Annotated in this window: 17 protein-coding genes; 7 read left to right on the top strand and 10 right to left on the bottom strand. The window is 68.0% G+C overall.

Annotated elements, in window-relative coordinates; all coding sequences use genetic code 11:
* Nucleotides 1–162: 162 nt before the first annotated feature.
* Nucleotides 163–1,473 (bottom strand): dicarboxylate/amino acid:cation symporter, encoded by a 1,311-nt coding sequence (locus AC1EJR_RS24120; RefSeq protein ID WP_477147661.1) that lies wholly within the window; start codon nucleotides 1,471–1,473, stop codon nucleotides 163–165.
* Nucleotides 1,474–1,896: 423 nt separating this feature from the next.
* A complete protein-coding gene (locus AC1EJR_RS24115; RefSeq protein WP_255370923.1) occupies nucleotides 1,897–4,641 on the bottom strand; it encodes a diguanylate cyclase in 2,745 nt (914 codons plus the stop codon).
* Nucleotides 4,642–4,965: 324 nt separating this feature from the next.
* On the opposite strand from AC1EJR_RS24115, the gene AC1EJR_RS24110 reads away from it, so the two are divergent.
* The 5 genes from AC1EJR_RS24110 to AC1EJR_RS24090 all read left to right on the top strand — a co-directional run bounded on the left by AC1EJR_RS24110 (nucleotide 4,966) and on the right by AC1EJR_RS24090 (nucleotide 12,830).
* Complete coding sequence (locus AC1EJR_RS24110) at nucleotides 4,966–5,847, top strand: c-type cytochrome (RefSeq protein WP_477147660.1); 882 nt, start codon at nucleotides 4,966–4,968, stop codon at nucleotides 5,845–5,847.
* A 220-nt stretch (nucleotides 5,848–6,067) separates the two neighbouring features.
* The gene (locus AC1EJR_RS24105; RefSeq protein WP_092298240.1) at nucleotides 6,068–6,526 is read left to right on the top strand and encodes a (2Fe-2S)-binding protein; all 459 of its coding nucleotides are present in this window, start codon (nucleotides 6,068–6,070) and stop codon (nucleotides 6,524–6,526) included.
* A 13-nt stretch (nucleotides 6,527–6,539) separates the two neighbouring features.
* The gene (locus AC1EJR_RS24100) at nucleotides 6,540–8,798 is read left to right on the top strand and encodes a xanthine dehydrogenase family protein molybdopterin-binding subunit (protein ID WP_477147659.1); all 2,259 of its coding nucleotides are present in this window, start codon (nucleotides 6,540–6,542) and stop codon (nucleotides 8,796–8,798) included.
* A 700-nt stretch (nucleotides 8,799–9,498) separates the two neighbouring features.
* Nucleotides 9,499–12,435, top strand: a complete 2,937-nt coding sequence (locus AC1EJR_RS24095) for an autotransporter family protein (RefSeq protein ID WP_441591846.1) — start codon at nucleotides 9,499–9,501, stop codon at nucleotides 12,433–12,435.
* A gap of 110 nt (nucleotides 12,436–12,545) precedes the next feature.
* Nucleotides 12,546–12,830 carry a winged helix-turn-helix domain-containing protein gene (locus AC1EJR_RS24090; RefSeq protein WP_092298249.1) on the top strand — a complete coding sequence of 95 codons (285 nt, stop codon included), beginning with the start codon at nucleotides 12,546–12,548 and terminating at the stop codon, nucleotides 12,828–12,830.
* Here the strand turns inward: AC1EJR_RS24090 and AC1EJR_RS24085 are convergent.
* Nucleotides 12,827–13,660, bottom strand: a complete 834-nt coding sequence (locus AC1EJR_RS24085) for a DUF1653 domain-containing protein (RefSeq protein ID WP_477113809.1) — start codon at nucleotides 13,658–13,660, stop codon at nucleotides 12,827–12,829. The two genes, AC1EJR_RS24090 and AC1EJR_RS24085, sit on opposite strands and share 4 nt — an antisense overlap.
* A gap of 257 nt (nucleotides 13,661–13,917) precedes the next feature.
* On the opposite strand from AC1EJR_RS24085, the gene groES reads away from it, so the two are divergent.
* Together groES and groL are read left to right on the top strand one after the other, a co-directional pair.
* Nucleotides 13,918–14,208 carry a co-chaperone GroES gene (gene groES / locus AC1EJR_RS24080; RefSeq protein ID WP_008644494.1) on the top strand — a complete coding sequence of 97 codons (291 nt, stop codon included), beginning with the start codon at nucleotides 13,918–13,920 and terminating at the stop codon, nucleotides 14,206–14,208.
* Nucleotides 14,209–14,245: 37 nt separating this feature from the next.
* Nucleotides 14,246–15,889 carry a chaperonin GroEL gene (gene groL, locus AC1EJR_RS24075; protein WP_477147658.1) on the top strand — a complete coding sequence of 548 codons (1,644 nt, stop codon included), beginning with the start codon at nucleotides 14,246–14,248 and terminating at the stop codon, nucleotides 15,887–15,889.
* Between the two features lie 107 nt (nucleotides 15,890–15,996).
* Here the strand turns inward: groL and AC1EJR_RS24070 are convergent, their stop codons facing one another.
* The 7 genes from AC1EJR_RS24070 to AC1EJR_RS24040 all read right to left on the bottom strand — a co-directional run bounded on the left by AC1EJR_RS24070 (nucleotide 15,997) and on the right by AC1EJR_RS24040 (nucleotide 23,148).
* Nucleotides 15,997–16,785 carry a metallophosphoesterase gene (locus AC1EJR_RS24070; RefSeq protein WP_092298255.1) on the bottom strand — a complete coding sequence of 263 codons (789 nt, stop codon included), beginning with the start codon at nucleotides 16,783–16,785 and terminating at the stop codon, nucleotides 15,997–15,999.
* Nucleotides 16,786–16,960: 175 nt separating this feature from the next.
* Complete coding sequence (locus AC1EJR_RS24065; protein ID WP_255370924.1) at nucleotides 16,961–18,010, bottom strand: TadG family pilus assembly protein; 1,050 nt, start codon at nucleotides 18,008–18,010, stop codon at nucleotides 16,961–16,963.
* Nucleotides 18,011–18,037: 27 nt separating this feature from the next.
* The gene (locus AC1EJR_RS24060; RefSeq protein ID WP_477113800.1) at nucleotides 18,038–18,505 is read right to left on the bottom strand and encodes a TadE family protein; all 468 of its coding nucleotides are present in this window, start codon (nucleotides 18,503–18,505) and stop codon (nucleotides 18,038–18,040) included.
* A 17-nt stretch (nucleotides 18,506–18,522) separates the two neighbouring features.
* The gene (locus AC1EJR_RS24055) at nucleotides 18,523–19,467 is read right to left on the bottom strand and encodes a type II secretion system F family protein (RefSeq protein ID WP_441591851.1); all 945 of its coding nucleotides are present in this window, start codon (nucleotides 19,465–19,467) and stop codon (nucleotides 18,523–18,525) included.
* A 51-nt stretch (nucleotides 19,468–19,518) separates the two neighbouring features.
* Nucleotides 19,519–20,496: a type II secretion system F family protein gene (locus tag AC1EJR_RS24050; RefSeq protein WP_441591853.1), complete on the bottom strand. Its 978-nt coding sequence runs from the start codon at nucleotides 20,494–20,496 to the stop codon at nucleotides 19,519–19,521.
* A 9-nt stretch (nucleotides 20,497–20,505) separates the two neighbouring features.
* Complete coding sequence (locus AC1EJR_RS24045; RefSeq protein ID WP_477113799.1) at nucleotides 20,506–21,921, bottom strand: CpaF family protein; 1,416 nt, start codon at nucleotides 21,919–21,921, stop codon at nucleotides 20,506–20,508.
* 33 nt (nucleotides 21,922–21,954) lie between these two features.
* The gene (locus AC1EJR_RS24040; protein WP_477147657.1) at nucleotides 21,955–23,148 is read right to left on the bottom strand and encodes a CpaE/TadZ family protein; all 1,194 of its coding nucleotides are present in this window, start codon (nucleotides 23,146–23,148) and stop codon (nucleotides 21,955–21,957) included.
* Nucleotides 23,149–23,151 lie beyond the last annotated feature (3 nt).

Genomic DNA, 23,151 nt, shown 5'->3' with positions numbered 1-23,151 from the left:
GCCGCATGCTGCTGGCGCGGTGCGGGCCGGATCCGCGGCGAGGCCCACGTTTTACCACACCCCATGCAAGTGCCGGCCAAATCGGACAGGTCAGACGTCCCGGTAAACGCAAAAAGGCCCGGCCGCCTGATCGGCAACCGGGCCCTGGCACGCCTGGCCGGCTTACTTGCTGGCCAGCGCCTGAGCGGGTGTCAGGCCGGTGTTGCTGTCCGCCGAGGTGTMGTCCTCGTCGGAGAGATCCGGCGCGCCGATCGCGCTTTCGCTTTTGGCGACGACGGTCGTGGCAATGGCATTGCCCAGCACATTGGTGACGGTACGGCCCATGTCCAGGATGTGATCGATCCCCAACACGAGCAGGATGCCGGCCTCAGGCAGGCCGAACATCGGCAGCACGGCGGCCACCACCACCAGCGAGGCGCGCGGCACGCCCGCGATGCCCTTGCTGGTCACCAGCAGCACCAGCAGCATGGTGATCTGCTGCGTGAGCGAGAGCTGGATGCCGTACACCTGCGCCACGAACAGCGCGGCGAACGAGGTGTACATGATGGAGCCGTCCAGGTTGAACGAGTAGCCGAGCGGCAGTACGAAGCCGGTGATGCGCGGCTTCACGCCGAAGCGCGTGAGCTGCTCGATCACCTTCGGGTAGGCCGATTCGCTGCTGGCCGTGGCGAAGCCGATCATCAGCGGCGCACGGAGCTGGCGGATCAGGCGGAAGATGTCACTTCCCAGGAAGTAGTAGCCGCCGGCGATCAGCGCCACCCAGAGCAGGGCCAGCGACAGGTACAGGCTGCCCAGCAGCTTGGCGTAGACGGTCAACACGCCCAGGCCCTGCGCCGTGATCACGGCGGCCACGGCGCCGAACACGCCCGCCGGCGCGAACGCCATCACGTAGTTGGTGACCTTCAGCATGACGTGGCCGAGGCCGTCCACGCCCTGCAGCACCGGCTTGCCGATGCCGTCCTTGAGCGTGCCGAGCGCGAAGCCGAAGAACAGCGAGAACACCACGATCTGCAGGATCTCGTTKGTGGCCATGGCCTCCACGAAGCTCTTGGGGAACATGTGCGCGATGAACTCGCGCAGGTTCAGCGCCCCGGTCTTCAGGTTCGAGGCGGCGTCCGCGGCTGGCAGCGGCAGGTTCATGCCGTGGCCCGGCGCCAGCAGGTTGGCCATCACCAGACCCAGCAGCAGCGAGGTGATCGAGGCGCCCAGGAACCAGGCCATCGCCTTCAGGCCGATGCGGCCGACGGCCTTGCCGTCGCCCATGCCGGCGATGCCGGCGACCAGCGTGGCGAACACCAGCGGGCCGATGATCATCTTGATCATCCGCATGAAGATGTCGGTGAGGATGGCGAAGTGGTCCGCGATCGATTTCGCGGTGGCGGCGTCGGGCGCCAGGTGGTGGGCAGCGGTGCCGGCCAGAACGCCGAGCAGCATCGCGATGAAGATCAGTGTGGGCAGTCGCTTCATTGTCATCGTCAGTACATCCTCCTTGGGGTCGGGCACGTAGGCGTCGCGCCCTGACAGCGGCGCCTAGGTGTGCACGAGGCGTGCCAGCGCGGCGGCGCCTGGGGGAGGGGGTAAGTCGATGAATAGAAAGGAAATTTACGCGCGCTGGCGGCGCGGCGTTCGGGAATCCGGACGGATGGGTGGGAAGGCCGTTCGGGAATCCGAACGGCCATGTGATGTTTTGCTCCCCTCGCCCGCTTGCGGGAGAGGGGTTGGGGGAGAGGGCCGGCGCTGGCCGAAGCCTGCGCGCTGGAGCACACCGAGGGCCCCGCTGTGTGTGGTCGCTTGCTAGACCACCCCTCTCCCCGGCCCTCTCCCGCTGAGGGGAGAGGGAGAAACGGTGGTGTCGATGTGCGCCTGGGCGTGGTTTGCGGTGTCGCCGTTAACAGGTCAGGCCGCGTCCGCCTCGTGCTCCCACGCCTCGAGCAACTGCTCCACCGGCACCGGCCGGCCGATCACATAGCCCTGGGCGTAGTCCACGCCGATCGCGCGCAGCGTGCCCAGCGTTTCCTCGTCCTCCACGGACTCGGCCACGGTCTGCACGCCCAGCCGGTGGCCGATGTCGTTGATCGAACTGACGATCTCGCGGTCCACCACGCTGCCGGTGAGGTTGCGGATAAAGCTGCCGTCGATCTTGAGGTAGTCCACCGGGAACTGCTTCAGATAGGAAAACGACGAAAGGCCGGCGCCGAAGTCGTCCAGCGCCACGGTGCAGCCGGTGCTGCGCATCTCGGCCACCAGCCGGCTGGCGGCGGTCATGTTGTTGATCAGCGCGGTCTCGGTGATCTCCAGCCGGATGCGGTTGGCGGGGAGCACGGAGTCGCGCAGGGCGTCGTGCAGGAAGGGCAGCAGGAAGGGCTCGCCCAGCGAGTTGGCCGACAGGTTGATCGACACCGACAGCCCCGGCACCGCCGCCAGCCGCCGCCCGTACTGGTGCAGCACGTTGCGGATCACCCAGCGGTCGATGTGACCCATCAGGTCGTAGCGTTCGGCGGCCGGGATGAACGCGCCGGGCATGATCAGCGCGCCTTGCTCATCGACCATGCGGACCAGGATCTCGACGTGCCGGCCCTGCTCGCCCTCGCGCAGCGAGCGGATCTCCTGGGCGTAGAGGCGGAAGCGGTTGGCGTCGAGGGCCGAATGGATGCCGGCGGCTACCTCCAGCTCGCGGTGATGGCGCCGCGCGTCGCTTTCATCGCGCCGGTAGACCGAGACCCGGTTGCGACCGGCGGCCTTGGCGGCGTAGCAGGCCACGTCGGCGCGGCTCATCAGCTCGCCTACCGGCGGGGTGTCCGCGTCGATGGCGGCGATGCCGATGCTCGCGCCCACGTCGTAGACGCGGCCTTCCCACGGGAAGCGGCGCTCGCGCACGGCGTCGATGACCTTCTGGCACACGTGCTCGGCTTGGTCCACCGAGCAGTCCTTGAGCAGCAGCGCGAATTCGTCGCCGCCCAGCCGGGCGAGCAGGTCGTCCGGGCGCACGTGGTGGCGGATCACGTAGCCCAGTTCGCGCAGCAGCACGTCGCCGGCGCCGTGGCCGGCGGTGTCGTTGACGATCTTGAAGCGGTCCAGATCGATAAAGCACAGCGCGGCGCGGTGGCCGTGCAGCCKGGCGGCCTCGCAGGACTCGCGCAGGCGCTTTTCGAACCAGGCGCGGTTGGGCAGGCCGGTCAGGGCGTCGTGGGTGGCCGAGTGGGCCAGTTCGCGCTGCAGCGCCCGGGAGGTCGTGATGTCCTGGAACACCAGCACGGCGCCGAGCACGCCGCCGTCATTGGTCAGCACCGGCGCGGCGGAGTCCTGCACGTCGTGGCGCTCGCCGGTCAGGCTTTGCAGCACCGCGCCTTCCTGGAGGTAGGCCGGGCGCAGGGTTTGCAGGCACTGCTCCACCGGGCTGGGGATGGTCACCCCGGTGATTTCATCGACGATGCGGAAGACCTGCTCGAGCGGCTGGCCCATCGCGGCGTCCATGCTCCAGCCGGTGAGCTGCTCGGCGATCGGGTTCATGAAGGTCACGCGCATCACGCGGTCCGTGCAGATCACCGCGTCGCCGATCGAGCGCAAGGTGATGTGCAGCCGCTCCTTTTCCTCGAACAGCGCGCGGTTCAGACGGCGCTGCTCGGTGATGTCCCAGTTCGTGCCGACCAGGGCGCGCGTCATGCCGCGGCGCGTGGGGGTGCCTGCGCTGGCGCCGCCGCCGCCATCGTCGTCGTCCTCATCGTCGTGGTGCGAGACCATGGCCATGGCGCGCACGTGGCGCACCTCGCCGGTGGGGCAGACCACGCGGTATTCGGTATCGAAGCGATGCACGCCGCGAATCGCCTGGCGCATCTCGGTGCTGACCCGGCTCACGTCCTCGGGGTGCAGCATGGCGATCCACTGCGCCAGCGTGGGCGCGCCCAGCTCCACCGAGGTGCCGTGCAGCGCGTGCATGCGGGCATCCCACGTGATGGTGGCGTTGGTGAAATCCCATTCCCAGATGCCCACGCCGCCGGCTTCCACGGCCAGTTCCATGCGGCGTGCCAGTTGTTCCATGCGCTCGTGGTCCAGCTTGCGGCTGTGGATATCCTCGATCTGGGCGATGTAATGGTCCGGCTGGCCGGTCTGCTGGTTGCGCACCATCGACACGGCCAGCAGCGCCCAGCGGTAGCGGCCGTCCTTGTGGCGGTAGCGCTTTTCCATGCGATAGGCGTCGATCTCGCCGGCGGTCAGGCGTTCCAGCTGGCGCAGGTCGGCGTCCAGGTCGTCCGGGTGGGTCATCCGCTGGAACGGAATCTCCCGGAACTCCTCGGGCGTGTACCCGAGCAGCTCGCACATGGCCCGGTTCACCAGTTGCCAGCGCCCGTCCAGCCCGACCAGCGCCATGCCGATGGCCGAATGCTCCAGCGCCTGCCGGAAGCGCTGCTCGCTGCTGCGCAGGTTGGCGCGGCTCTTGCGATTCTGCGCGCTCATGAAGGCGATGCAGGCCGGGAAGATCGCCACCAGCGCGGCCGAGACCAGCAGTTCGTGGCCGGCCCAGATGGCCGCCACCCCGGCGAGCGTGCACAGTGCCAGCAGCGCGCCCTGCAGCCGCCGCCGCCAGGGGGCAGCCGCCGGGGGCGGGGGTTGGAGGGGGTTCGCGGCCGTCTCTGGCGTCATGTCTTGTGTTGTCGATGGCTGCCCCTGTGCATCAGGAGGCGGTCCGGGGTACGGCGGGTGCCGGTGCAACGGTCGCACCCCTGCCCAGCGTATGGCGCAATGTAGTCGTTCTGCGGGGCGGACGAGCCCCGAGATACGGGGCATGGCGGGGCGTTGTTGGGGCTGGCGCTCGGGCGCATTTTTTGGTAGGGGGTGGGGAAGACCCGATGCCGCGGGCGGTCGGCGTCTGTATCATCGCGCACAGAATCCGCGCCCCGATCCGGCTGCAATCAGGCCGGGGCGGGCCGCGCGGCGGCCGTGCCTCCGCCACGGAGAGGGGAACCCATGGATATTGCGCGATTCTTCCGCATCGCCAGTTCGGCGTCGATTACCTTCGTTGTCGTGGTGGTGGTGGCCGTGGGCAGTACCTATTGGTGGGGCGGACGCAAGCTCGCGCGGACCGTGAAGGTCAACGTGACCCCGGTGACGATTCCCACCGACACCGCCGCCATCGCCCATGGCAAATATCTCTACGAATCGCGCGGCTGCATGGACTGCCACGGCGCCAAGGGCGCCGGCAAGCAGGTCTTCGACGAGCCCAACGGCCTGCGCGTGCGGGCGCCGGACATCACCCAGGCCAACCCCGACGTCGCCAAATACCGCCCGGAGGACTGGGACCGCGCCATCCGCCACGGCGTGGCGCCAACGGGCCGGCCGCTGCTGATCATGCCGAGCGAGGATTACAACCGGCTTTCAAACGAGGACTTCGGTGCGCTGGTGGCCTACGTGCGCAGCCTGCCGCCGGCCAACGGGCAGCCGGCCGAAGTGCGCTTCCCGTGGTTCGCGCAGGGGCTGTACGGCGCGGGCGTGATCCGGGACGCCGCCGAGAAGATCAACCATGACCTGCCGCCCGCGCCGGCGATTGCCGCCGCGGTGACGCCGGCCTATGGCCAGTACATGGCCAATGCCTGCATGGGCTGCCATGGCGGCGACCTGCGCGGCGGCCATATCCCCKGCGCGCCGCCCGACTGGCCGCCGGCCGCCGACCTGCGCCCGAACGGCGTGATGAAGCGCTACCCCCAGCCGGACCAGTTCGTCGCCATGATGCGCACCGGCAAGCGGCCGGACGGCACCGACGTCAGCCGGGTCATGCCGTTCTCCTCGTTCGCCAAGATGAACGACACCGACCTCAACGCGCTGCATCTCTATTTGTCCGCGACTAAATAGAAGGGGCGCTACGTAATTAGCAGGGCCCAGAAACTTTCGTTTCGCCCCATCCCGGTGCACGCCMACCCGTGTGCGTAGGGCGGCGCACGTTTCTCGAATTTGTTCTATCCTCCGTGGGCGCCGCCGGGTGGCCAGGGATCCCGTGCCACGTTGCTTGCCAACGAGCCCGGCGGTGCGATGCAAGAAGACTAAGGGCAACGCACCCAAGGAGTTCCCCGCAATGACTACCCTCACCCTCAACGGCAAGACCGTGGACGTGGACGCCGATCCGTCCACGCCACTGCTCTGGGCCCTGCGCGACAACCTCGGCATGACCGGCACCAAGTTCGGCTGCGGCATGGCCGCCTGCGGCGCCTGCACGGTCCACATCAACGGCCAGGCCACGCGTAGCTGCGTGATGCCGATCTCGGCCGTGGCCGGCAGCAAGGTCGGCACCATCGAATCGATGCCGGACGACAAGATCGGCCGCGCCGTGCTCGACGCCTGGCTGCGCCACGACGTGGCCCAGTGCGGCTACTGCCAGAACGGGCAGGTGATGAGCGCCGTGGGCCTGCTGCGCAGCAAGCCGCGCCCCACCGACGCCGACATCGACCAGGCCATGGCTGGCAACATCTGCCGCTGTGGCACCTATCAACGGATTCGCGCGGCCATCAAGGATGCCGCCCGGGCCATCGCCTGAGCGGGGAATCATCATGCGAATTCGTGGCATTGAAGCACTGGCCGGCGGCAGCGGCGCGCCGGTGAACGAGGCGTCCGCGCCGGCAGAAGGCATCGCCCCGCTCTCGCGGCGCAGCTTCCTGAAGCTGGGCGGGCTGGCTGGCGGCGGGCTGGCGATCGGCATCGGCGGGCTCAGCGCGGTTGCGCAGGCCCAGGAAGGCGCCCCCAAGGCGCCGTCCGCGCCGCAGGCGTTCCTGATCATCGCCCCGGACAACACCGTGACGGTGGCCGTGAACCGGCTCGAGTTCGGCCAGGGCGTGCACACGGCCCTGCCGATGGCGCTGGCCGAGGAACTGGATGTGGACTGGAAGAACGTGCGCGCGGTGCTGGCCCCGGCCGGCGACGCGTACAAGGACCCGGCCTTCGGCATCCAGATCACCGGGGGCTCCACGGCCCTGAACCACTCGTTCCAGCAGTATCGTGAGCTGGGCGCGCGCGCCCGGGCGATGCTGATCTCGGCGGCGGCCCAGCAGTGGAAGGTGGACCCGGCGAGCTGCAGCACGTCGCTGGGCGTGGTCACCTCCGGCAGCCATCGCGCGACGTATGGCGAGCTGGCCAACGCCGCCATGGGCCTGCCCGTGCCGGCGCAGGTCACGCTCAAGGACCCGGCGCAGTTCCGCATCGTCGGCAAGCCCACGCCGCGCCTGGATTCGGCGGCCAAGCTGCACGGCGACGCCGTGTTCGGCATCGACACCCGGCTCAAGGACATGGTCGTGGCCGTGGTGGCCCGCCCGCCGCGCTTTGGCGGCAAGGTCAAGACGTTCAACKCCGACCGCGCGCGCAAGATCAAGGGCGTGGTCGATGTGATGCTGGTGCCCGTGGACCGTGGCGGCACCGGCGTGGCCGTGGTGGCCGATGGCTACTGGCCCGCCAAGACCGCGCGCGAGGCGCTGGAGATCGTCTGGGAAGACACCGGCTCGACGGTGAGCACCGCCGCGCTGTTCGACCAGTACAGCAAGCTGGCCACGCAGCCGGGCACGGTGGCCAGGCCGCTGGACGGCATCGACGCCTCGCTCAAGGGCGCGGCGAAGGTCATCGACGCCGAATACCGCCTGCCGTACCTGGCCCACGCGCCGATGGAGCCGCTCAACTGCACCATGCAGGCCGAGGTTGCCGGCAACAAGGCCACGGCGGTGAAGGTGTGGGTGGGCTCGCAGTTCCAGACCGTCGACCAGGCCGCCATCGCCCGCACGCTGGGGCTGGCGCCGGAGAAGGTCACGCTGAACACGATGATGGCCGGCGGTGGTTTCGGCCGGCGCGCGGTGCCGACCTCGGACTATCTGGTGGAAGCCGCCAACGTGCTGCGCACGTGGGTCGGCAACGGCCACACCGAGCCGCTCAAGGTGATGTGGAGCCGCGAGGACGACATCAAGGGCGGCTACTACCGGCCGCTGCACGTGCACCGCGCGCGCATCGGCGTGGACGCCAAGGGCGCCGTGGTGGGCTGGCAGCACACCATCGTCGGCCAGTCGATCGTCAGCGGCACGCCGTTCGAGTCGATGATGGTCAAGAACGGCGTGGACGTGACGATGACCGAGGGCATCGTCGAGAACGACTACGACGTGCCGCTGCAACTGGCCGTGCATCATCCGAAGGTGGACGTGCCGGTGCTCTGGTGGCGCTCGGTGGGCAACACGCACACGGGCTTCGTCAAGGAAACGCTGGCCGACGAGATGGCTACCGCCGCCAGGCAGGACCCGGTGGCGTGGCGCCTGGCCCGGCTGGACCCGCAAAAGCACGCCCGGCACCGCGCCGCGCTGCAACTGGCGGTGGACAAGTCCGGCTACGGCAAGAAGAAGCTGCCGAAGGGGCATGCCTGGGGTGTGGCCGTGCATGAGTCGTTCGGCTCGGTGGTGGCCTATGTGGTGGACGTGTCGGTAGTCAAGGGTGAGCCGCGCGTGCACCGTGTGACCGCCGGCGTGCACGCGAACCGCGTGGTCAATCCGCTCTCGGCCGAGGCGCAGATCCAGGGCGGCTGCGTGTTCGGGCTGTCGATGACCCGGCCCGGGTTTGCCATCGAGATCGAGAACGGCGCGGTGAAGAACAGCAACTTCCCCGACTACCCGCCGCCCCGCATGCCGRACGCCCCGCAGGTGGACGTGTTCTTCGTCCCCTCGCAGGACAACCCGACCGGCCTCGGGGAACCGGGCGTGCCGGCCATCGCGCCGGCAGTGGCCAACGCGCTGTTCCGCCTCACTGGCAAGCGCCAGCGCCAGTTGCCGTTCGTGGTCTGAGGCACGCTGGCCGCGTCGGCCAGATACCGTTCCTCACCTCCCGCCCCTCTCCTGCCATGCATCCTGCAAGTGGGAGAGGGGCCATCACCGACAGCGACACCGCTGTTACGTGCCAGCGGCGACGCCGCGCCTCCATCCTCCTCTGACAGTAGTGTTCCGCCCCGAATCTGACGGGCCTGAATTGTCGCGCGCAGTCACTCGCACATCCCCCGGGGATGTGTTGTGGCGATGTAAAACATCATCATTTGACGTACCTCTTTCAGCGCCTAGGATGGTTGTACTTTCACGCCGATGCCGCGTGATGGCGCAGTCCACRCAGACTCTGACAAGGATGTTTCTAGAGAGGGCGCATATGAAAACCTTCAAAGCGAAGCTCGCTGCGGCAACGCTGGTGGCGCCATATTCACTGCTTCATGCGCAAGTCGTCACCGTTCCATCCTCGACCTCCACGGTCCGTTTGCAGACGCTMGATCCTGCGGCGACGAACTTTGAGGCGCCCGCCGGTACCGTTATCGCGGTAGCCACGGATGATGGCCTGAATGCGAATAACACGCGGAACTGGAATCTCGTCAATCGCGGCACGATCACGGGAACCAATGACGGGATCTCCCTTGACGCTCTCACTCCGGGTGGCTCACGCTTCGAGAATTACGGCACGGTGAGCACCTCGGCAACGACGGGGGCCGGACCATTCGGCGGCTTGTACGCGAATAGCGGGGCGACGGTGATCAATCACGCCGGCGCCACGATCTCCAGCGGAGACCGTGCCATCCACATGGGCGCGCCCGGCACGGTGACCAACAACGGACTGTTGCAAGGGGGGCAGGACACGGTCATCTTCGTGCAGGGCGGGACGTTCACGCAGGGCGCCACGGGCCAGGTTTCTGGCCTGAATGGGGTCGTCTTCAGCGCCAATACGCTGGCAGGCACCAACGCAGGGTTGATACGCGTGGCAGGTACCGGGTTATGGGTGCGCGGCGGCGCAGCCGGAACGTTCGACAACACGGGAGGGACCATCGAGGTCATTGCCACGGGCGGGCTGCGCACCGCGGTGGTGGCTGATACTGGCGCGAAGCTCGACTTGGTGGGCGGCTTCGTCCTGGCGGCCGGCGGGTTTTCGCGGGGGCTTGTCGCGCAAGACGTGCAATCGACGATCAACGCCCGCGACCTGTCGATTGAAGCCGATGGAAACCAGGCGCGGGCCGCCAACGCGATTGCCGGCGGCGTGACCACATTGACCAATACGAGCGTGACAGCGCGGGGCCCTGGCAGTGCGGGTGTCGTGGCGTTGACCGCAGGGCGTGTCCAGGTAAGCGGCGGCACGGTGACGACGACGGGCGCTGACGGTGACGGTCTGGTGGCCTACGGCGACAGTGCGGGCGGGGCAGGTGGCGTGGTCGTGGCCGATGGCGTGCGGATCAGCACGTCTGGCGCCACCGCCTATGGAGCACGTGCTGCGGGCGCGGGAACGGGCACGCCGGCATCCGTAACGATGACGGGCGGTTCGGTGGAGACGTCGGGTGATGGCGCCATCGGGCTGGTTGCCATCACGCAGACCACGCTGACCGCGGGCAACGTCGCCGTGACCACGCGTGGCGTGGGCAGCGAAGGCGCTACGGCGAGGAACGCCGCGCGACTTGTCATGAACGGTGGTTCCGTGACAACGACGGGCAATGACGCCGTGGGCCTCAGCACGGTGGGCTCGGGCGAACCTGACCAGGTGGGTGCCGTGAATGATCCGGATGCGGCGATCATTCCAGGCGCGTCCGTGGGCGGCGCCTCACTCGCGGCGACCGGGGTCACCGTCAACACAAGCGGTACGGGGTCGCATGGCGTTCGTGTGCGTGGCGACAGTGTGCTGTCGTTGGTCGACAGCACGGTCACGGCCAGCGGCGCCGGCGCCAACGCGGTGCAATACGAAGCGGCCGGCGGCGCGGGCACGCTGACCGCTGCGGGTTCGACCCTCGTCTCCCAGCAGGGCGCTGGCATTGCCATGAACGGGGGGACGATGAACGTGTCGATGACAACGTCATCATTGCATGGCAGCGGGGCGTTGTTCAACGTCACGGGTGGCGGCACGCTGAACCTGAATGCTGACGCCGGCTCCACGCTGACCGGTGCGGCGCTGACCGAGGCAGGCAGTACGTCGAATCTCGTCCTGCGGGACAGCACGTGGAACCTCACCGGCGACTCGCGGCTCACGACGCTCAACAACGACCCAAGCCAGATCCTGTTTTCCGCACCGGTGGGCGGGGTGTTCAAGACGCTGACCGTCGGCCAGTACAGCGGCGACGGCGTCATCGGGCTCAACACCTATCTGGGTGGCGATGGCTCGCCATCGGACAAGCTGGTGATCGACGGCGGGACAGCCTCCGGCACGTCCAGGCTACGGGTGACGAATGCGGGGGGGCCGGGGCTGGTCACGAGCGCGAGCGGCATCCAGCTCGTCGATACGATCAACGGCGGCACGACGCAGGCCGGTGCGTTCTCGATCGACGGCCGCGCGGTGGCCGGCCCTTATGAATACCGGTTGTTCCGGGGCAGCATCGACGGCACCGCGCCGCAAGCCTGGTACCTGCGCTCCGAGCAGGACCCGCCTCCGCCGCCGCCCGACCCCGCGCCGGGCCCCGCTCCGAGCCCGGCGCCGGACCCTGTGCCCGATGTGCCCAGGCCGGTACGTCCGCTGTATCGGCCAGAGGTGGGCGCGTATCTTGCCAATCAACGCCTGTCGGGCCAGATGTTCGTGCATAGCCTGCATGATCGCCGCGGCGAGCCGCAGTATGCGGAGGGGGTGGGCCTCGTGGGGCAAGGCAAGCCGGGTGCGGGCTGGCTGCGCATGGTGGGCAAGTGGGAAGGCGGGCGTAGCAAGGATGGCGTGTTCAAGACCAGCACCGATTCGTTCCTGCTGCAAGGCGGCGCGGAGTTGGCGACGTGGCAGGCGGGCGGCGTGGCGAGCCGCCTGCATGCGGGCGTGATGGGCAGCTACGGCTACGCCAGCAGCGATGCCGAGGCGCAAGCCAACAGTGCACACGCGAAAGGCAAGGTCGAGGGCTGGAGCCTCGGGATCTACGGCACCTGGTACCAGGACGACGAGAAGAAGCACGGCGCCTATGCCGACGCATGGTTCCAGTACGGCTGGTTCAGCAACCGCGTGGAAGGCGACCAGTTGCCCACGGTGAAGTACAGCGCGAACGGGCTGGCGGTGTCTGGCGAGGTCGGCTATGCCATGCCGCTGCGCGGCGGCTGGGTCGTCGAACCGCAGGCGCAGTTGATCTACGTCGACTACAACGAGAGCGACATCGACGAGCCGAACGGCACCCGCGTGCGTGGCGCCAGTGCGAGCGGCATCCTGACGCGGCTGGGCGTGCGAACGCACCGCACGTTCGTGCGCGAAGACGGTCGCAAGCTGCAACCCTATGTCACGCTCAACTGGTGGTACTCGGACACCGAGAGCCACATCGCCTTCAACCAGGTGCAACTGGGTTCGATGTACCCGCGCAACCGCTTCGAAGCCAAGGTGGGCATGAACCTGGCGCTGAACAAGTCGTGGTCGGGCTGGACCAGCGTGTCCGGCGCATGGGGCCAGCAGGATTACTACCAATACGCGGTGCGTGTGGGCGTGCGATACGCGTGGTGACCGGCACGGCCTGCCGGATGAGGGGTCAGCGCAACACCCGGACCGCAGACTTGCGTTTGCCGCGTCAGCACGGTACAAACGAACGCAACCATCACGACACGGGGTTGGACATGGCCACTCAGGAAAGCGCGCTGACGTTTGCGCTGCTCGCCGTGCCCGCGCGCGCGGCCATCTGCCGCGCCTTGCTCGAGGCCGGCGATGACGGCCTGCCGGCCGACCAGCTCGCCCAGCTTGCCGGGCTCACCCTCCATCGCGCGGCCCATCACTTCAGCGAGATGGTGCAGGCCGAGGTGCTCGTCCTCGTCATTCGCGACCGCCGGGTCGGCTATGTGCTCAAGGCGCGCCGCGAGGTGCGCGAGGCGCTGGGCTACCTCGACAGCAGCGGACTCGACTAAGCCGGGGGCCGGGCGGCCGCGATCCGGGCGATGTTGTCGCGCGCGGCTTGCTCGGCATCGGCAAAGGCGGGCGTCAGGAACAGCCGCTCGCGCTGCGCCAGCGTAGTGAGGAAGCCCACGCGGCGTGCCATGAAGGCCGCGTGCAGCGCCGCGCCGGCCAGCCCGGTGCGCCGGGCCAGCAGCGCGCGGTTCTCCTCGAACACGGCGTGCGTATAGGCGTCGAACGCCTCGGCGGGGGCCGCCAGCCGGTACAGGTCCAGATCGAGCACCGTGGCCGCGTCGGGCGCCGTCGGCGTGTGCGCGCGGGTGTCCAGCACGATCTGCATGGCCTGGCGCAGCACGTCGTCGTCCACCTCATCCACCATGGTTTCGATCAACGCCGCCGAGGCGGCCTCGTTGTGCTCGCAGCCGGGCACGTACACGGCGTCATGAAACAGCACCGCCAGCGCCTGCGCCGGGTTCAGCGCGAGGCCCCGGGCGTGCGCCACCTCGAACATCTCGAGCACATGGGTGCGGCCGTGGTAGCGGCGATAGGGCGCCTCATAGAGCGCCAGCGCCTGGAGCACGGTCTGGCGCGGCAGGAAGTCCAGGCGGGCCAGCGCGGCCGGCCAGTCCGGCGCGAAGCGGGGCATCTCGCCCGCGTCGGTCCGCACCGGCTCGGTGAAGACTTCCGCCGTGCGCACCCACAGGATCGAGCGGTCGCGCATGGACTCGTAGACCACCACGGGCGCCAGGTCGGCCTCGAAGCGGCCCAGGCCGGTCACACGGTAGGCGCCGCCCTTGTAGTGGCGGTAAGGCATGCCCGGCACGAGGTCCGGGTCGTTCGGCATCGGTATCGACTTCGGAATGGGATTCGCCAAGATATAGACTCCACGGTTGCGGCGGATCATAAGTCATAGGGTAAACCCTTGTGTAGGGAAACCCCGTATTCAGCGCCTGTCTTGAAAACGACAACCCTCGTCCCTATAATTAGCACTCCCCGGGGGTGAGTGCTAACAGAGCCCTTGCGGTACCCGAAAACCGTTGGCCGTCGCCTTCAGACGGCCATTTGTGAATCAAAACTCACTTTTTGTACCTAGGAGTCCGTATGAACCTGCGTCCTCTGCACGACCGTGTGATCGTGAAGCGTCTGGACAATGAAACCAAGACCGCATCCGGCATCGTGATTCCCGACAATGCTGCCGAGAAGCCCGATCAAGGCGAAGTCCTCGCCATCGGCCCCGGCAAGAAGGATGACAAGGGCAACAACATTGCCCTCGACGTCAAGGTGGGTGACCGCGTGCTGTTCGGCAAGTATGCCGGCCAAGGCGTGAAGGTGGATGGCCAGGAACTGCTGGTCATGCGCGAAGAAGACATCATGGCCGTGGTCAACAAGTAATCMACGCGTCACTCGTACAGATCAGGAGAAACAGAACATGGCAGCAAAAGACGTAGTGTTCGGCGACGCCGCCCGTGCCAAGATGGTCGAAGGCKTGAACATTCTCGCCAACGCAGTGAAGGTGACCCTGGGCCCGAAGGGTCGCAACGTGGTGCTGGAGCGCAGCTTCGGCGGCCCGACCGTGACCAAGGACGGCGTGTCCGTGGCCAAGGAAATCGAACTGAAGGACAAGCTCCAGAACATGGGCGCGCAGATGGTCAAGGAAGTGGCTTCCAAGACCAGCGACAACGCCGGTGACGGTACCACCACCGCTACCGTGCTGGCCCAGTCGATCGTCCGCGAAGGCATGAAGTTCGTTGCCGCCGGCATGAACCCGATGGACCTGAAGCGCGGCATCGACAAGGCTGTCGGCGCTGCCGTGGAAGAGCTGAAGAAGCTGTCCAAGCCCACCACCACCAGCAAGGAAATCGCCCAGGTTGGCGCGATCTCGGCCAACAGCGACGCCTCGATCGGCGAGCGCATTGCCGAAGCCATGGACAAGGTTGGCAAGGAAGGCGTGATCACCGTGGAAGACGGCAAGTCGCTGGCCGACGAGCTGGAAGTCGTGGAAGGCATGCAGTTCGACCGCGGCTACCTGTCGCCGTACTTCATCAACAACCCGGAAAAGCAGGTTGTTGCCCTGGACAGCCCGTTCGTCCTGCTGTTCGACAAGAAGGTGTCGAACATCCGTGACCTGCTGCCGGTGCTGGAGCAAGTGGCCAAGGCTGGCCGTCCGCTGCTGATCATCGCCGAAGACGTCGAGGGCGAAGCCCTGGCAACGCTGGTGGTGAACAACATCCGTGGCATCCTGAAGACCGCTGCCGTGAAGGCCCCGGGCTTCGGCGACCGCCGCAAGGCCATGCTGGAAGACATCGCCATCCTGACCGGCGGTACCGTGATCGCCGAGGAAATCGGCCTGACGCTGGAAAAGGCGACCCTGAACGACCTGGGCCAAGCCAAGCGCATCGAGATCGGCAAGGAAAACACGATCATCATCGACGGCGCCGGCGACGGCTCGGCCATCGAAGGCCGTGTGAAGCAGATCCGCGCCCAGATCGAAGAAGCCACTTCGGACTACGACCGTGAAAAGCTGCAAGAGCGCGTGGCCAAGCTGGCCGGCGGTGTTGCCGTGATCAAGGTTGGCGCTGCCACCGAAGTCGAAATGAAGGAAAAGAAGGCACGCGTGGAAGACGCGCTGCACGCCACCCGCGCTGCCGTGGAAGAAGGCATCGTCCCCGGCGGTGGTGTGGCCCTGCTGCGCGCCCGCGCTGCGATCTCGGGTCTGCAAGGCGAGAACGCCGACCAGAACGCCGGTATCAAGATCGTGCTGCGCGCCATGGAAGAACCGCTGCGCCAGATCGTGCTGAACGCTGGTGAAGAGGCTTCGGTCGTGGTGGCCAAGGTGATCGAAGGCAACGGTAACTACGGTTACAACGCTGCCTCGGGCGAGTACGGCGACCTGGTGCAAATGGGCGTGCTGGACCCGACCAAGGTGACCCGCACCGCGCTGCAAAACGCCGCTTCGGTTGCTTCGCTGATGCTGACCACGGACTGCGCCGTGGCTGAATCGCCGAAGGAAGAGTCGGCTCCGGCCATGCCGGGCGGCATGGGCGGCATGGGCGGCATGGACGGCATGATGTAAATCACGCCGGACCAGACGAGGCCTTCGGGTCTCGTCGACGTCTGACAAAAACCCCCGCGGGCGCAAGCTCGCGGGGGTTTTTGTTTGGGGGCGGAGGGGGCGGGGGTCTAGATCTCCACCACCCGCCCCCAATCAAACACCGGGTTCTCCGGGTTGCCCGTTCGTCTCGATATATACCCGCGCGGGTTGCAGACTACGCGGGACTGGTCGATCCAGTAGTCGAAGCTGGTGTGGGTGTGGCCGTGGATCCAGAGGTCGGCTTGGGCCACGAGGTCGGGGCGGCGGGAGAGGAAGCCGGCGGAGACGATGTCGTGGGCGTAGCGGGGGTCCAGGCTGCCGAGGTCGGGGCCGTGGTGGGTGACGACCACGGTCTTGCCGTCGAAGGGTTCGGCCAGGGTGTCCGTCAGCCAGGCGGTGGCGGCGCGGTGGCGGGCCAGGGCGTCGGCGGGGGTGTAGGGGCGATGCTGGCCGGCCTCGTCGGTGGTTTCGATCAGCCGGTGGTCCACCACCACGCGGGCGCAGGCCTGCATGGCGTCGTCGATGCGGTCGGTGCCGTAGAGGCAGTAGTCGGTCCACCAGGTGGTGCCGATCACGCGCACCGGGCGGCCGTCGCCATCGGCGTACTCGGCCACGGCGCCGTTGAGCAGCGCCACGTTGGGCGCCGCCTCCGCCGCTTCGGCCATCAGGCGGTCCACGGTGTCGAAGTTGTTCTCGTAGTACTCATGGTTGCCGGGCACGTAGACCACCGGCACATCGAAGGTGCGGGCGGCCCAGTCGATGCCGTCGCGGCCGTTGGCGATGTCGCCGGCCAGGATCACGAGGTCCGCCGCGCACGCGGGGATCGCGTCGGTCTGGTTGTGCTCCAGGTGGATGTCGCTGAGGATGCGCAACTTCATGGGGGCTCCCGGACTCGCCATGTTGGTGTGCGATCGATTCTTCAAAAAAAAGACAGCCTGGTCAAGACCAGGCTGCAAAAGAGGAGCCAGGGGGGCCTCGGCGCTGCTCATGGGGGGCAGCGCGAGGGGCTGGCCGTGCCCGGAGGCCCGGCCGTGCCACTGGCTCCTTTCCTGGCTAGTGGGCCAGGCGCGGGGGGACGTAGCCGCCGTAGTACGGCCCGACGCCGCCGCCGCTGTTCGTGACCTTGAAGTTGGGGATGAAGTAGCCCTCGATGTACTTGCCGCTGCCGCCCACCGAGGCGGTGATATGGAACGCCGCGAATGCGGTGATCGGGCCGAGCGAGCCCGGGTTKAGCGACGAGGTGACCGGCAGCAGGTAGTCCTGGTTGACCCCCACATAGTTGTAGTTCGAGGTCTTGGTACCGTCCTGCATCCAGATCTTGTCGCCGATGGCCACCGGCGACGGGTTGCCGCTCTGGAGCAGGTCGCGCGTGGCGGTGGCGCTGTTGTCGGTGGACTTGAACGTAGTCCACTGGCCCGATTCGCACGGCCCGTAGTGGTAGGCGGACCCGATGCGGAACAGGTAGGGCTTCTTGGTCGCCGGATCGAGCTTGGGCTGGTTGGTGGCGCTGTCCCAGAAGTTGTTGTACAGGCACTGGCTCAGGGCCACCGGGAACAGCCCGCCGTTGCCGATGATGCCCGGCGCTGCGATCACCGCCACCGCGGTGGCGGTGGTGCTTGCCGCTGCGCCATCGAAGACCTGCGCCAGCAGGGTCGGCACGGGCCCGCCGTTGCTGCCCGCCCCCCGGCTGATGGTCACCTGCACTGCGGGCACGTCATTGGACGTCGGCGTGATGTCCTGCGGCTGGAGCCCGGCCGGCGTGCCGGTCAGGTTCCAGTAGCCGGCCTGCACCGTGCCGCTGGTCAGCGTGACKCCGGCGGCCTTGTTCAGGCTGATGGCGTTCGTGCCCTTGGTGACGCCCGCGGTCCAGGCGGGCTTGGGATTGGCCGGGAACAGCCCGGCCGCCCCGGCCAGCGCGGCGGCATCGGCGGCGTTCTGCAACTCGTTGCGTACGATGGCCAGATGGGCGACATCCACCGCCAGCGCGCCCACTGACAGCACCGAGATCAGCATGAACGGCATCATGATGCCGATGGCGCCGCGCTGGCGGTGCCGACGGGTCAGTCGGGCTGGCGGGTCCTGCCGCAGGGTTTCCTGGCGCATGGCACACCTCCTGTCTCTAGATTTGGGCTACTCGCATAGCATGGTGGTGAGCGCGTTGATCGTCAGCGGCCCGGTGAAGGGCCGGATCAGCGGGCCGAGCAGCAGGCCGTTGAACGTGTACGACACCTGCACGGTCAGCGCGGTCCCGGTCGACGCGCACGGCGAGACGGTCAGCGGGAAGGTGCAGGTGGCGGCGGCGCCATAGGTGACCAGCTTGTTGGTGCAGTAGTTGAGCGCCACCTGCTTGATCTGGGTGTTGGTCATCGCCGGGGACTTCAGCACCACGCCGGCGCGGGCCGCCTCGCGGCTGGCGTTGGTGACCACGGACTTGTCATAAAGCGCGGTGCCGAACTCGATCACGCCGAACACCATGAACAGCAGCAGCGGAAAGATCAGCGCGAATTCCACGGCGGCGGCGCCGGCGTGGCGCGGGCCGCCCGGCTGGCGGTGCCGGGGGGGAAGGGGGCGAGGGGGACGAAGGGCGGGTCGACGCATGGCGGGCTCCGGCGGGGTCAGTTGTTGGTCACGCTGCGCAGGGCGGTGACCACCTGGATGGCGGCCGGCCCGAGCAGCACCACGAACAGCGACGGGAAGATGCAGAAGATCAGCGGGAACAGGATCTTGGTGCCGATCTTGGCCGCGCGTTCCTCGGCCAGCGAGTGGCGCTTGGTGCGCAGCATGTCCGAATGCACGCGCAGCGAATCCGCCACGCTGGTGCCGAAGCGGTCCGCCTGGATCAGCATCGCCACCAGCATGCTCACATCCTCCACGCCGGTACGTGCCGACAGGTTGCGCAGCGCCTTGTCGCGCGGCAGGCCGGCGCGCAGCTCCAGCGTCAGCAATTCGTATTCCTCGGCCATGGCGGGGCGGGCGGTGCGCATCTCCGCCACCACGCGCAGGATCGCGGCATCCAGGCTCAGGCCGGCTTCCACGCAGACCATGATCAGGTCCAGGCTGTCCGGGAAGGCCTCGAAGATGTCGCGCTGGCGGCGGCCCACCTTCCAGCGCAGCGCGAAGTTGGGCAGGTAGAAGCCCGCCACCGCCATCGCGAACAGTCCCGTCATGAATTCCTGCTGCCGCGCGGCTTCCACCTCGCCGACCAGCGCTACCCAGAGCGCCATCGGCAGGCCGAACGCGAGCACGGTCTTGATGCCGAAGTAGAGCGGAATCGCCTCGGCCGAGCGCCATCCGGCATGGATGAAGCGCGTGCGCAGCGCGGAGTTCTCCCAGCCCTCCTTCGGCAGCGAGAGCTGCGCCAGCGGCCGGGCCAGCCGCTCCATCCGGCGCATCCATTCGCGGCGGCCGTCGGGGATCGGCGCGCCGCCGGGCGCCTCGCGCTCGATCTGGCCGAGCCGGCGGGCCACGGGGTTCGGGCGCATCACGATCATCGCGACCCAGGCCGCGCCGAAGACGATGGCGAAGGTGACGCCCAACAGCAGGATCGTTGTGGTTGGCATGGTTGTCCGGGAATCTTCCCGCCTCGGTAATTGGGGTGCCTGAATCCTGCCCTACACGTGGATCCGCACGATCTGGCGCATCCACAAGATGCCCACGCAGGTCATGGCGACGGCGTACCAGAGCATCTGGATGCCGGTCGGGTCGGTCCACAGCGTGGCCATCATCTCGGGATTGATCTGGAACACGATGCCGCCGACCACCACCGGCAGCAGCGTMAGGATCCAGCCGCCGAGCCGGCCTTCGGCCGACAGCACGCGCACCTTGTCCAGCAGTTGCAGCCGCTTGCGGATCAGGCTGGCCACGTTGTCGAGGATCTCGGCCAGGTTGCCGCCGGACTCGCGCTGGATCAGCACCGCGATGACCAGGTAGCGCAGGTCCTCGATCGGCACCCGGTCGGTCAGGCCGGCCAGCGCGTCGTGCAGTGGAATGCCGTAGTTGATCTCGCCGAACACCAGGCCCAGTTCCGTGCCGATGGGCGCCGGCAGCTCGTTGCCGGCCATGTCCAGCGCGCTGGGCAGCGAGTGGCCGGCGCGCAGCGCGCGGCTGATCAGGTCGGCGGCCTCGGGCAACTGCGCTTCCAGCGTCGCGAGCCGCTTGCCCCGCTTGTGCAGCACGAACAGCAGCGGCAGCGTGCTGGCCGCGCCGGCCATCAGCAGCACGGCATACCACGGCGCGTTCAGCGTCGTCAGCACCATGCCGGCGAGGCTGGGCGCGGCCAACGTGAGGGCCAGGAAGCGTCCCACGGACATATTCATGCCCGATTGCAGCATGAGGTGATCCAGCGCCTGCATGCGCGGCAGGCGCCGCAGCAGCCGGGCCAGGGCCGGCGACTGGCTCATCACGCGCTGCTTGAGGATGCCGGCGTCCTGCCCGTGGCCGGCGCTGTTGAGCAGCGCCGCCTCCACGCGATGGCTGAAGCGCCGCGCGTGCTGGCTGTGATAGGTGTTCCACCACAGGTAGGCGCCGACCCCGCCCAGCACGATGGCCAGGAACACCGACAGCGCGAAGGCGATCATCATCGGATTCATGGCGCGCTCCTAGACTTCGTGCTGCACGGCGGGGTCGAACAGCGACTCCGGCAGATGGATGCCGAAGGCCTGGAGCCGCTCGCAGAACTTTGGCCGCACGCCCGTGGCGCAGAAGTGCCCGCGGATGCGGCCGTCGCGCTCCACGCCCTGGCGGCGGAAGGTGAAGATCTCCTGCATGTTGACGACCTCGCCCTCCATGCCGGTGATCTCCTGCACGCTGACGAGCTTGCGGCGCCCGTCGGTGAGGCGCGAGACCTGCACCACCACCGACAGCGCCGAGGTGACCTGCTGGCGCATGGTGCGCGTGGGCAGCGCCAGGCCGGCCATGCTGATCATGTTCTCGAGCCGCGTCAGTGCATCGCGCGGCGTGTTGGCGTGGATGGTGGCCAGCGAGCCCTCGTGGCCGGTGTTCATCGCGTGGAGCATGTCCAGCGCCTCGGCGCCGCGCACTTCGCCCAGGATGATCCGGTCCGGCCGCATCCGCAGCGCGTTCTTGACCAGCGCACGCTGGGTGATCTCGCCCCGGCCCTCGATATTGGCCGGACGCGTCTCCAGGCGCAGCACATGCTGCTGGCGCAGCTGCAGTTCCGCCGCGTCCTCGATCGTCACGACGCGCTCGTCGGCCGGAATGAAGGCCGAGAGGATGTTCAGCAGCGTGGTCTTGCCGCTGCCGGTGCCGCCCGAGATCAGGATGTTGAGCTTGGCGCGCACCATGGCGTCKAGCAGCTGGGCCATCTCGTCGGTCAGCGTGCTCAGGCCGATCAGGTCCTTGACCTGCAACGGGTTCACAGAGAACCGGCGAATCGAGAGCAGCGGGCCGTCGATGGCCGAGGGCGGGATGATGGCGTTGATGCGCGAGCCGTCCGGCAGGCGCGCGTCGACCATCGGGCTCGATTCGTCGATGCGGCGACCCATGCGCGACACCATCTTGTCGATCACGCGCAGCAGGTGGGCGTCGTCGAGGAAGGTCACGTCGGTCAGCTCGAGCTTGCCGCGCCGCTCCACGTAGACGTGGCGCGCGGTGTTGACGAGGATGTCGGAGATGGTGGGGTCGGCCAGCAGCGGCTCAAGCGGCCCGTAGCCGAGCATCTCGTCCTGGACGTCCGAGACCAGGCGGCGCCGCTCCGACTCGTTCACCGGATGGTTGCCTTCCTCGATGATCCGCTCCACCAGCTGCGCCAGCTCGCGCCGGACCTGTTCGGGCGGCATGTGCTGGAGGCGGCTGAGTTCCACACGATCGACCAATGTCTGGTGGATCTCCAGCGCCAGTTGCTGGTAGGCGGGCGTCACCGCGCCCGAGCCGGCCGTGCCGCTGGGGGCGTGGCTACTGCCGTTGACACCATGGACGGCGGCGCCGTTGGCGCGCGCCACGCGCTCGGGCAGGGCTTCGCCGGCCTGGCGGAAGAGTTGTTCTCGCAGTGACATCTCGGACTCCTGGTGTCGCCGTGGCGGTGCCGGTCAGGCGCGCGCCGGGGCATGGACCTGATTGTTCTGGCCGAACAGCTTGCGCAACAGGTTGTCGCGGCGCGGCTGGGTGTCGGGGTAGAGCTGCCGGGCCATGTCGGCCAGCGCGCGGGCGATGGCGCTGTTCGGTGCCAGTTGCGTCACCGGCACGCCCTGCTCGCTCGCGTCCCGGACCGGGCTGGCATCGTGCGGCAGCACATGGCTCACGCGCACGCCGAAGGCGTCTTCCAGCGTGCGCTGGGCGATGCTGGCGTGCCGGTCGTCGCCGTTGAGCACCAGGCGCACGCGGTCGGTGTGGTAGCTCAGCGACTGGCAGAGGTCGAACAACCGGCGGCCCGCACGCAGGTGGGCCAGGCTGCGGCGCATCACCGCGTAGATCAGGTTGCTGTGGTCCAGCACCACGAGGGTGGCGGGGTTGATGTCCTGGCCGATGTCGAAGACCACCGCGTCGTACTGCTGGCGCGCCACGGCCATGATGCGTTCCAGGTGCGCGGCCTTGATCTCGCCTGCCTTGATCGGGTCGCCGGCGGCGGGCACCACGTCGAAGCCGGGGCAGACGTGGGTCACGCAGGCTTCCAGCAGCGCGGCGTCGAGCCGGTCCACCTGGCGGCAGACGTCGGACAGCGTGGCGGGCGGGGTCTGGTCGGTCATCAGGAAGGCGGCGTCGCCGTACTGCTGGCTCAGGTCCACCAGCAGCACGCGCTTCTTGTGCMGGGTAGCCACCACGTGGGCGAAGTTGGCCGCCACGAAGGTGGTGCCGCTGCCGCCCTTGCAGGCCGCGAACGCCAGCACCTGGCCTTCGGCCCGACCGTTGCTGAGTGCGTGGCTGGTGCAGCGCTGGAGCTCGTCGCGGAACTCCTGGGCCTCGGGTGGCCACGGCAGCACGCCCTGCACGCCTGCGCGCATGGCTCGCATCAACAGGTCGGCGGACGGGCGCGCCGTCAACAGCATGCACAGTGTTTCCGGATGCTCGGTGGTGATGCGGCGCAGTTGGACGATGTCGTCCGCGCCGACCTCGGGCGCGTCCACGATCAGCAGGTCGGTGCCGAGCGTGAGCGCGGGGTCGGCCAGCGCGGCGGCCGGCGTGGCCCGCACACGCTGTACCACGTGGTTGGCGCTCTGGGCGATCAGGCCCGCCACGTAGTGCAGGTGCGCATCGTCGGCGGATACAACGGCGATCTTTGCCATGGC

Source organism: Cupriavidus sp. 05T42, assembly GCF_056396345.1.
Note: the sequence above shows the minus strand (reverse complement) of the source record. Positions and strands in the feature narration are given on the sequence as shown.

Bases quoted from the DNA above. Each gene is read 5' to 3' on its own strand.
- AC1EJR_RS24105 (WP_092298240.1), top strand. From the start codon at position 6,068: ATGACTACCCTCACCCTCAACGGCAAGACCGTGGACGTGGACGCCGAT.
- AC1EJR_RS24090 (WP_092298249.1), top strand. From the start codon at position 12,546: ATGGCCACTCAGGAAAGCGCGCTGACGTTTGCGCTGCTCGCCGTGCCC.
- AC1EJR_RS24085 (WP_477113809.1), bottom strand. From the start codon at position 13,660: ATGCCGAACGACCCGGACCTCGTGCCGGGCATGCCTTACCGCCACTAC.
- groES (WP_008644494.1), top strand. From the start codon at position 13,918: ATGAACCTGCGTCCTCTGCACGACCGTGTGATCGTGAAGCGTCTGGAC.
- AC1EJR_RS24070 (WP_092298255.1), bottom strand. From the start codon at position 16,785: ATGAAGTTGCGCATCCTCAGCGACATCCACCTGGAGCACAACCAGACC.
- AC1EJR_RS24060 (WP_477113800.1), bottom strand. From the start codon at position 18,505: ATGCGTCGACCCGCCCTTCGTCCCCCTCGCCCCCTTCCCCCCCGGCAC.
- AC1EJR_RS24055 (WP_441591851.1), bottom strand. From the start codon at position 19,467: ATGCCAACCACAACGATCCTGCTGTTGGGCGTCACCTTCGCCATCGTC.